At 63.3% G+C, this 8,198-nt stretch carries 10 protein-coding genes; 7 read left to right on the top strand and 3 right to left on the bottom strand.

Going from position 1 to position 8,198, the window contains the following annotated elements:
* On the top strand, window positions 1–426 hold a 426-nt coding region (locus EOA38_RS20920; protein ID WP_189434775.1), incomplete at its 5' end, for an HRDC domain-containing protein.
* A gap of 81 nt (window positions 427–507) precedes the next feature.
* Here EOA38_RS20920 and EOA38_RS20915 read toward each other — a convergent pair.
* Entirely contained in the window at window positions 508–960 is a 453-nt protein-coding gene (locus EOA38_RS20915) for a cupin domain-containing protein (RefSeq protein ID WP_127300126.1), read from the bottom strand.
* Window positions 957–1,586 (bottom strand): TetR/AcrR family transcriptional regulator, encoded by a 630-nt coding sequence (locus tag EOA38_RS20910; RefSeq protein ID WP_127300125.1) that lies wholly within the window; start codon window positions 1,584–1,586, stop codon window positions 957–959. The genes EOA38_RS20915 and EOA38_RS20910 overlap by 4 nt, the downstream gene beginning before the upstream one ends.
* Window positions 1,587–1,995: 409 nt before the next feature.
* Here EOA38_RS20910 and EOA38_RS20905 point away from each other — a divergent pair, with 409 nt between their 5' ends.
* Entirely contained in the window at window positions 1,996–2,250 is a 255-nt protein-coding gene (locus EOA38_RS20905; RefSeq protein ID WP_126091357.1) for a type II toxin-antitoxin system ParD family antitoxin, read from the top strand.
* Complete coding sequence (locus EOA38_RS20900) at window positions 2,250–2,537, top strand: type II toxin-antitoxin system RelE/ParE family toxin (protein WP_127300124.1); 288 nt, start codon at window positions 2,250–2,252, stop codon at window positions 2,535–2,537. The genes EOA38_RS20905 and EOA38_RS20900 overlap by 1 nt, the downstream gene beginning before the upstream one ends.
* A 61-nt stretch (window positions 2,538–2,598) precedes the next feature.
* On the opposite strand, the gene EOA38_RS20895 is transcribed toward EOA38_RS20900, so the two are convergent.
* The gene (locus EOA38_RS20895) at window positions 2,599–4,212 is read right to left on the bottom strand and encodes a caspase family protein (protein ID WP_127300123.1); all 1,614 of its coding nucleotides are present in this window, start codon (window positions 4,210–4,212) and stop codon (window positions 2,599–2,601) included.
* 880 nt (window positions 4,213–5,092) lie between these two features.
* Between EOA38_RS20895 and EOA38_RS39245 the strand changes: the two genes are divergently transcribed.
* From EOA38_RS39245 to EOA38_RS20880, 4 genes are all read left to right on the top strand, one after another.
* Window positions 5,093–5,230 carry a hypothetical protein gene (locus tag EOA38_RS39245; RefSeq protein ID WP_189434773.1) on the top strand — a complete coding sequence of 46 codons (138 nt, stop codon included), beginning with the start codon at window positions 5,093–5,095 and terminating at the stop codon, window positions 5,228–5,230.
* A gap of 45 nt (window positions 5,231–5,275) precedes the next feature.
* Window positions 5,276–6,040, top strand: a complete 765-nt coding sequence (locus tag EOA38_RS20890) for a Spy/CpxP family protein refolding chaperone (protein ID WP_127300122.1) — start codon at window positions 5,276–5,278, stop codon at window positions 6,038–6,040.
* 69 nt (window positions 6,041–6,109) lie between these two features.
* A complete protein-coding gene (locus EOA38_RS20885) occupies window positions 6,110–7,414 on the top strand; it encodes a glucoamylase family protein (RefSeq protein ID WP_127300121.1) in 1,305 nt (434 codons plus the stop codon).
* 119 nt (window positions 7,415–7,533) lie between these two features.
* A partial coding sequence (locus EOA38_RS20880) for a heavy-metal-associated domain-containing protein (RefSeq protein ID WP_145966017.1) occupies window positions 7,534–8,198 on the top strand: 665 nt, incomplete at its 3' end.

Raw genomic sequence — 8,198 nt, 5'->3', positions numbered from 1 at the left:
CTGTCGCTGATCCGCCAACTCGTGGCGGGCGGGGTTCTGATGCCGGATCCGGACGGCTATGGCGGCCTTGCCATTTCGGAAAGCGGCCGCGCGCTCGGCCGCGGCGAAACCGCGTTCGAGTATCGCGTCGAGACGCGGCACCGTTCCTTGCGCAACAAGGCGCGTTCAGCCCAGGCTGCCGCCGGCACGGAAGATCTGGACGCCGCGCTCCTCGCCGCGCTCAAGACGCTGCGGCTGCGCTTGGCGAAGGAACGCCAGGTGCCGGCCTATGTGGTCTTCTCCGACCGCACGCTGATCGACATGGCCGAACGCCGCCCACGCGACCTCGACGCCTTCGCCGAAGTGAACGGCGTCGGCGAGGCCAAGCTCAGGGAATTCGGCGAGATTTTCTTGAGCGCGATCGCGGCGCATCAGGCGGGCGCTTAGCTCGTTACCATTCGCCGCTGAGACGTTGCCGCCTGCAGGGAAGCACCTTGCTCTCCCCTGCAGGTGAACCCCGGCGACAGTTCAGGCCGCTACGGGCAGCGCCTCGATCCCGTGGCGCTGCATGGCTGCGCCGATGCGGGCGAAGTCGGGCTGGGCCTGCGGCTCGGCGGTGCCGATGTCGCGGAAGAAAGCGATCATGGACGGCTCGACGAGCACCAGCATCCGCACCGGGCGGCCGCTGTCGTTGGAGTAATTGTGCGGCGCCCTCGGGCCGATGCGCACCGAGGTACCGGGACCCGCGACAGTCACTTCGGGCGGGCCGCCCGCGCCAAAGTGTCGGACGGTGAGCGCGCCTTCCAGCACATAGAACAATTCGGGCGAGGCGTGGCTGTGCGGCGGAGTGCCGGAACCTGGCGGGACCTCGACCTCGATAAGTTCAAGGCTGGAATCGGAGATGCCGCCGAGCAGGCGGATGCGGTCGGCGACGACCCAGAGCGTCTGGGCGGCCTCGGGAGTGGTGACGTTGAAGTTCATGGCTTGTCTCTTTGGTTTGTGACTTCCGCCGGTGATTGACCCGGGGTGACCGCGGACAGGATCACCTCGAGTGCCCAGGATGCGGTCTCGCCGGCCTGGGCGCCGGTGAGACCGCCATAGTCCTTCAGGATCTCCCATGCGGAGGCCGAGAAGAGCAGATGAGCCAGCGCCTCGACCTTCTCGGCCTCGGCGGGCTGAAGAGAGGAAATGGCGGGAGCCAGCGCGCGCCTGAAATTGGCGCGGCGGCTTGCCACCGTGCCCATGCGCATCTCACGGCCGGTCCGCGAATGGAGCGACGAGCGGATCGCCGCGTCGTGCACATCGAACCGGGGGAAGGCCTGGCGGGGGCCGTCGACGATGTCCTTGGGAGTCCTTGGGGTCGTAGAGGCCCCTATCCGGGCATTCAACCAGGGCCAGAAGGCAGCCAGCAGGTCGTCCTTGGTGGCGAAGTGGCGGAACACCGTGCGGCGCTGCACGCCAGCCTTCCGGGCGATCGCCTCCATGCTGATCTCGTCGGCGGCGGTGGCCGAATCCATGAGCTCAAACAGGGCGCAGAGGATCTCCTCATGCGTTTCACGCGCTTTCTCTTCGCGCATGGGGCTGTTGTAGGTGCGGACTTGCGACACGCGGGTGCTCCTAATTGATGGCACTGTTTGTGTCATGAAAATCGACGACTGTCAATTGGTGTCACTGATGGTGTCGTTAATTGAAGTTGATAGGGTCGCTTTTCGCTCGGTCGGACTTGGTCGCCGACGGTTACTAATGACGGAATGAGCGCTGCGGCCCAAGGAGCGGCAGGCCAGCGCACGGCCGGCCGGACGTCGATTCGGGCCGATCAACCTCGATCCTTCGCCGAGGTGAACGGCGTCGGCGAGGCCAAGCTCAGAGAGTTCGGCGAGATGTGAGCGCATGAATCCGCAGGGTAACTCTTCAGGTACACCCAGGGTGGCGCATGACGCGGTGTGCGACGGCAGGGCGAAAGATTTGACAAACTTTGTCAAAATGTGCCATACTGGACATTATATGGAGGCCGATATGGCGACGATGAACGTATCCTTGCCCGATCCCATGAAGGCGTGGGTGGAGGCGCAGACTGAAACGGGGCGTTACGCCAATGCGAGCGATTACGTGCGTGATCTGATCCGCAAAGATCAGGAGCGCAACGACAAGATTGCGGCCATGCAGAGCTTTGTCGATGACGGCCTGAAGAGCGGGATCGGCAGGCGCTCCAAGGACGAGCTTTTCGCAGAGGCGGTCAATCGGGCAGAGGCGCCACGCGGCAAGCGATAATGGGTTTCCGCCTATCGATAGCGGCGGAAGAGGACATTATCGGCATTGCCGAGCAGGGTGTCCGCCTGTTTGGCCCCGTGCAAGCCAGACAATATCATGACGAGTTGTTCGCGATCTTCGATCTGATCGTCGCCAATCCGCGCATCGCGCGGGAGCGACTTGAGTTATCACCGCCGATGCGAATCCATCCGTTCAAGGCCCATCTAGTCGTTTACCGGATCGAGGGAGACGGCGACATCCTCATTGTCCGCGTGCGTCACGGGCACGAGGATTGGGCGAGAAGCTGATTCCTGACGTCGGCGAATGCCTGAGCCCGGACAAAACACCTTCTCGTCCCATCGATAACATTCAATAATGCGCGTAGCCGCTCAACGGGCATCTCTGCGACGCGGGAACCTCGAATGTGCCGTCAATGCCGCTGCAGGTGCGGAACCCGGACTTTCGTCCCGCCGCCTTCGATTTCGGCGCCGGTCTTGGATTGGCTGCTTCGCGCTGCCGGTCGGGTCTCGGCTTCGCACGGACGACCGGCTGCGGTTTCTCGGTCTTTTGCGGTGCGGCGCTTTCCTGTTTCCTGGCTTCCGCTTCCGACGCCCGCTGGGCTCGGTAGCTCTTCAGGGCATCGTCCGTATCGAGTTTCAGGCGGGCATATTGCTTTGAGGTAAGAAAGGTGGTCGGGGGCAGCTTGTTCTCTTCCTGCCATTGGCCGATGGCGCGGCGCGTCTTGAGGCCGAAGTCGCCGTCGGCTTCCAGGTCGTAACCGATCGCCAGCAGCCTTTCCTGCAGGTCGATCTTTTCCTGACGATCGAGCCCGATCGCGCTTTCCGTCAGTTCGGTCCCGGTGTCGGTTTCCGGATTGGCGGCCGCAGCTGGTGCCGCCGCCGTGGCGGATCGCGACGCGGCGCTCTCGGTATTGGCGACAACGGCTGGTGCATTGCCGACAGTGACTGGCGACTTCTTGAGCTGATCGATGTTGAGACGGGCGAGATCGGCGAACGCCCCTTTGGGGAATTGCTGCAGATAGGCTTCGTAATGCGCCAGCGTGTTGCGCTTGGAGGCCTCGTCCCACACGCGCTGCTCGATTTCCCATCCGCGCGCGTCGGTGCCTGCGGGTTGGGCCGGAGTCTCGGTGGCGGATGGCTGCGGGGCCGGGGCGGCGGGTGGCGGCGTTTGCGGGCCGATAAAGACCTCGCGGCCGAGCGAGGCATTGTGCCAGGGCCGCTGGCGCCCATCGGTCTCGGCCGTCACCTCGCCGCGAACGCGGGTCAACGCGCTCTGAATCTCCACGCCCGGCTCGGCCAGATGTCTGGCCAGCGAGGTCGTGTAAGGGCTGTTGGCGCCGTTGCCGTCATAGGACACGGAACCGGGATCGGTCGCAAAGGCGATCAGCACGCCCCCGGTGCCAACGTCCGAGCCGCTGACATCGATGGGCGCCAGGCCCGGCGCGGTGGTCGAGCGGCTCTTCGGCAAGGAAGCCGCGAGCGTCCGCGCCAAAGGATTGTCGCGGCAGGCGTCCAGGATGACGATGCCGACGGCGGGGTCCGGCGGGAGAGCGTCGAGCAGCTCGTCGATCTGGATGGTGCGGGTCTTGAGATGCGCCGGAGCCGTAAGCTCGGCATCGACCGGGATCAGGTAGTTCTTGCCGTTCACCTGCATGCCGTGGCCGGCGTAGTAGATCAGCGCCGTATCCGCCTCGTACGAGGCTTCGGTGAACTTGTTCAGCCGGTCACGCATTCCGGCGTAGTCGAGGTCGACGCCTTCGATGACGTTGAACCCCGCCTTGCGCAGGACTTCGGCCATCAGGCGCGCGTCGCCGGCAGGATTGGGAAGCGCCGGCGCGTAGACATATTTGCTGTTGCCGATGACCAGGGCGACCCGGTTGCCGCCGGCGGCAAGGGCGGGTGCCTCCAGCAGATTGCCTGCAACCAGGAAAAACAAACCAACAATAGCTGCCCAGAACCTCATCGCGCGCACTCTCAATCAAGTTGCGGCTTTGCCTGCTCGTTCCAGTCGCATTTCACGCGGGGGACGCCCCTTCCATGAAATACATAACACATCAGCGGGGTTTAATGTGGCTCTCTTCGCTTCAAGGGCGGCTGGCTGAACGATGCGGATTTCGGCTGATACTGCCTTGTCGATATCGGTCCGTGTCTCCAGCGATGCCGCACAATCGGACGCGCGTGTTTTGAGGTTGCCCTGGAGGTGCCTGAGTCGATCGGATTTGACGCACGTCAAAGCGCATTTGGACCGAGCAGGCGATCATACAGAATGTGAAGAGCCTGGAAGCCGTGTTGTGCTTGGACGATCTTGTCAGATCTGGCAGCGAAACCATCGGGCCGCAAACGGGACCTTCGGCGCGATCATGCTTGCGTTCGGGCTTGCTCTTTTCCTGTTGCTGACGCCTTCAGCCCAGGCGCACGAGTTCAGCGCTTCACAGGATGCTTCGCCAGCCAAGGTCTTTCCATCTACATCTATCGCCGGCTGCGAAGCCGATCGGGCGGCCTCGACGGCAACCGTCCTGTTCGCGTCCGCTCCGGATGATTCAGGTTGTCATAACGGCGCAGCCCACGCCAATTGCGGTTTGTGCGCGAGTGGGCATTGTTTCGCTTGTTCGGCTGCGGTTCTTGCGGCTGCTTCGGACATCGGCCTTGTACCGGAGCCTTACGCTCCAGTGTTCCTAGACCAATCAGGCTTCGCGCTGACCAAACCTGACGAAGCCTTTCGGCCTCCTCGTTCTGTCCTCTGACGACCTGCTCGGCGGGCAAATCTCACGCTTGCCGACCCGCTCTCATGCGACGTCGGAGCGCATGGAGTCGTCATCAGCAACGACGGCGCTTTCGTCTTCGTGACCAACATCGTCGACGGCACCGTGTCGCTGATCTCGGTCAAGGACAAGGCGGCCCTGCAGTCCTATGCAGTCGGCAAAGGGCCAAACGGGATCACGTTCCAGGCGCCGCAGCCGGCGCCTGGAAATGCCGGGTGACCGGCACGGACGAACCCAGAACCCGAAACCCAGGAGAACCAAGAAATGAAAACGCCAAGCAAGTCCATCCTCGCGGCAGCCATGCTCTTCACATCTGCAGCCTTCGCCGACGACTCCCACCATCCCGCCGGCACTGCGGAAACCGCGCCTGCCGCTTCGCCCGCTCCGGTGTCCGGCGACAGCGCCGGGACGATGCCCCAGGGCGGAACGACGCCCCAGAGCGGAACGATGCCGCAGGGCGGGATGATGCCTCAAGGCGGAATGATGCCTCAGGGTGGAATGATGTGCGGGATGATGCCGCAGGGTGGAATGATGCCGCAGGGCGGCATGATGCCTCAAGGCGGAATAATGCCCCAAGGTGGAATGATGGGCGGAATGATGCCCCAGGGCGGGATGATGTCCGGCGAGATGATGCGGATGATGATGGGCATGATGTCTGCGAAGGACGGATCGGCTGAACAGATGATGTCTCCGGACCACGTCGAAGGGCGTATCGCGTTCCTGCAGGCCGAGCTCAAGCTGACCGATGCGCAACAGCCGCAATGGAAGGCTGTGGCCGATGCAATGCGTGCCAATGCCAAGCTCGCAAAAGAGGCGATGGCCGGGATGGGCGGCGCGATGATGTCCGCTGGCTCTGCCGCCATGACGCCTCTGAAGAGGATCGATCAAGTCGAGCAGATGCTCTCTGCACGGCTCGAAGGCCTGCGCCAGTTGAAAACGGCAATCGAGCCCTTTTACGCAACGTTGAGCGAAGCGCAAAAGGCCGTGGCCGACAAGCTGCTCATGCCGGCGCCGATGGGCATGATGTGAGCTCGGAGGGGCCGTTGAGGCAGACCGCGACGGCCCCACGCGACCAAGACGAGATCTCCTGGTGAGGCCATGAAGATGAAGCGGAGCATTGGCACGGAAGAGCTGCTGCAGCTTCAGCGGGAGACGTTCGACTACTTCCTGGACGAGGTGAATCCTGCCAATGGCCTCATCCGCGACAAGACTGCTGCGAATTGGCCGGCAAGCATCGCTGCGACGGGCCTCGCTCTCGCCTGCTATCCCGTTGCCGTCGAGCGCGGGTTCATGGCGCGTCAAGCTGCAGTGGCACGAACGCTGGCCACGTTGCGCTTCTTCTGGGCAAGCCCGCACGGACCGGAGCCGGACGCCACCGGGCACCGCGGCTTCTATTATCATTTCCTCGATATGGAGGCGGGGCGGCGCGCCTGGCAATGCGAACTTTCGACGATTGACAGCGCGCTGTTGCTGGCCGGCGCCCTGTCGGCGGCCGCCTATTTCGATGCGGATGCAGCCGACGAGCGGGAAATCCGCACGCTCGCCGACGCGCTCTATCGCCGTGCCGATTGGCAGTGGGCGCAAGACCAGGGCGCGACAGTGACGCACGGCTGGACACCGGAAAACGGGTTCATCAAATACCGTTGGGAAGGCTACGACGAGGCCCTACTGCTTTACGTTCTGGCGCTCGGCTCGCCGACCTTTCCGCTTCCCGAGAGCAGCTACGCCGCCTGGACTTCGACCTACCGCTGGGAGAGCTGCTACGGCTACGAGTACCTCTACGCCGGGCCGCTGTTCACGCATCAGCTCTCGCATGTCTGGATCGACTTTCGCGGGATCCAGGATGCCTTCATGCGGGAAAAGGGCATCGACTATTTCGAGAACAGCCGCCGAGCGACCTACCTCCAGCAATGCTATGCCATCATGAACCCGCGCAGGTTCGACGGTTACCGAGAGTGCTGCTGGGGCATCACCGCGAGCGAAGGACCAGGCCCCGCCACTCTCAAGCTGAATGGCATCCAGCGGGAATTCTACGACTATGTCGGGCGCGGCGTCCCCTACGGACCGGATGACGGCACGCTCGCGCCCTGGGCAGTCGTCGCTTCATTGCCGTTCGCTTCCGAGATCGTCCTGCAGGCGATCCACTTCTGCATCCATCAGGCGAAGCTGAAAGAGTTCAACAGATACGGCTTCAAGGCCGCCTTCAATCCCACTCATCCAGGCGAGGCCGGCAATCCGTACGGCTTCTGGGTATCGCCCTGGCACTTCGGCATCAACCAAGGCCCCATCGTGCTGATGATCGAGAACCATCTGACTGGCCTGTTGTGGCGCCTGATGCGCGGTTGCCCGCACATCGTGACTGGGTTGCGCCGTGCCGGGTTTACCGGCGGCTGGCTGGGCTGAAGTCGATGTTTGGAATGCGCTGGCAGTGGCGGTGATCGAGTGCACAGAGACAGGAGTATCCAACAATGCGACATGTTGCCGATCCGTCGGAATCTTCGCTTCTCGGCAGGGAAAAAAAGATGACGCAAAAGATCACGCTTGAGGTCCGCGGGCTGATCGCAATGCTCGATTTCCTTGGCGTGGAGAAGCGGCTGAAGGCCGTCCCCGGCGTTGTCGACGTCACCATGAATCCCGGGGCAGATACGGCAACCGTCACCTATGACGAGACCCGCACGGATGGCGTCACGATCACCAAGGTGATCGAGGCGTGCGGGTTCCATTGCGCCGGCGAGATAGTTCCCCGCCACACCTGCGCTCCGGACGCCGCGGCACTGCCTCCAGACCACCCTCGCGCACCTTCGGCTGCGCATCTTGAGCACCATCCGCCAGCGCCAGCTCCCACGGATAGACGGCCGGCTCCCGCCCATGACGCGATGGCCCACCAGATGGGGCACGCCGCCGGCATGGACATGCAGGACATGGTGCGCGACATGCGCAACCGTTTCATCGTGAGCCTGGTCTTCACGCTGCCGATCTTTGCCATGGAGCCGATGGGGCTTGGTAAGCCGTGGTTCCAGCCGCCCGCGGGGATGAGCCAAGACCTGGCGATGTTCTTCCTCGCAAGCGCCGCGATCCTCTATCCGGTCTGGCCGTTCGTTGTCGCGGCCTGGCGCGCCCTGCGCAACGGCGTCCTCAACATGGCGGTGCTGGTAGTGCTCAGCGTTGGCACCGGATATCTTTTCAG

This window comes from Mesorhizobium sp. M1E.F.Ca.ET.041.01.1.1 (assembly GCF_003997355.1).
In the GTDB taxonomy this organism is placed as follows: Bacteria; Pseudomonadota; Alphaproteobacteria; order Rhizobiales; family Rhizobiaceae; genus Mesorhizobium.
This window is presented reverse-complemented; position numbering and strand designations above follow the sequence as displayed.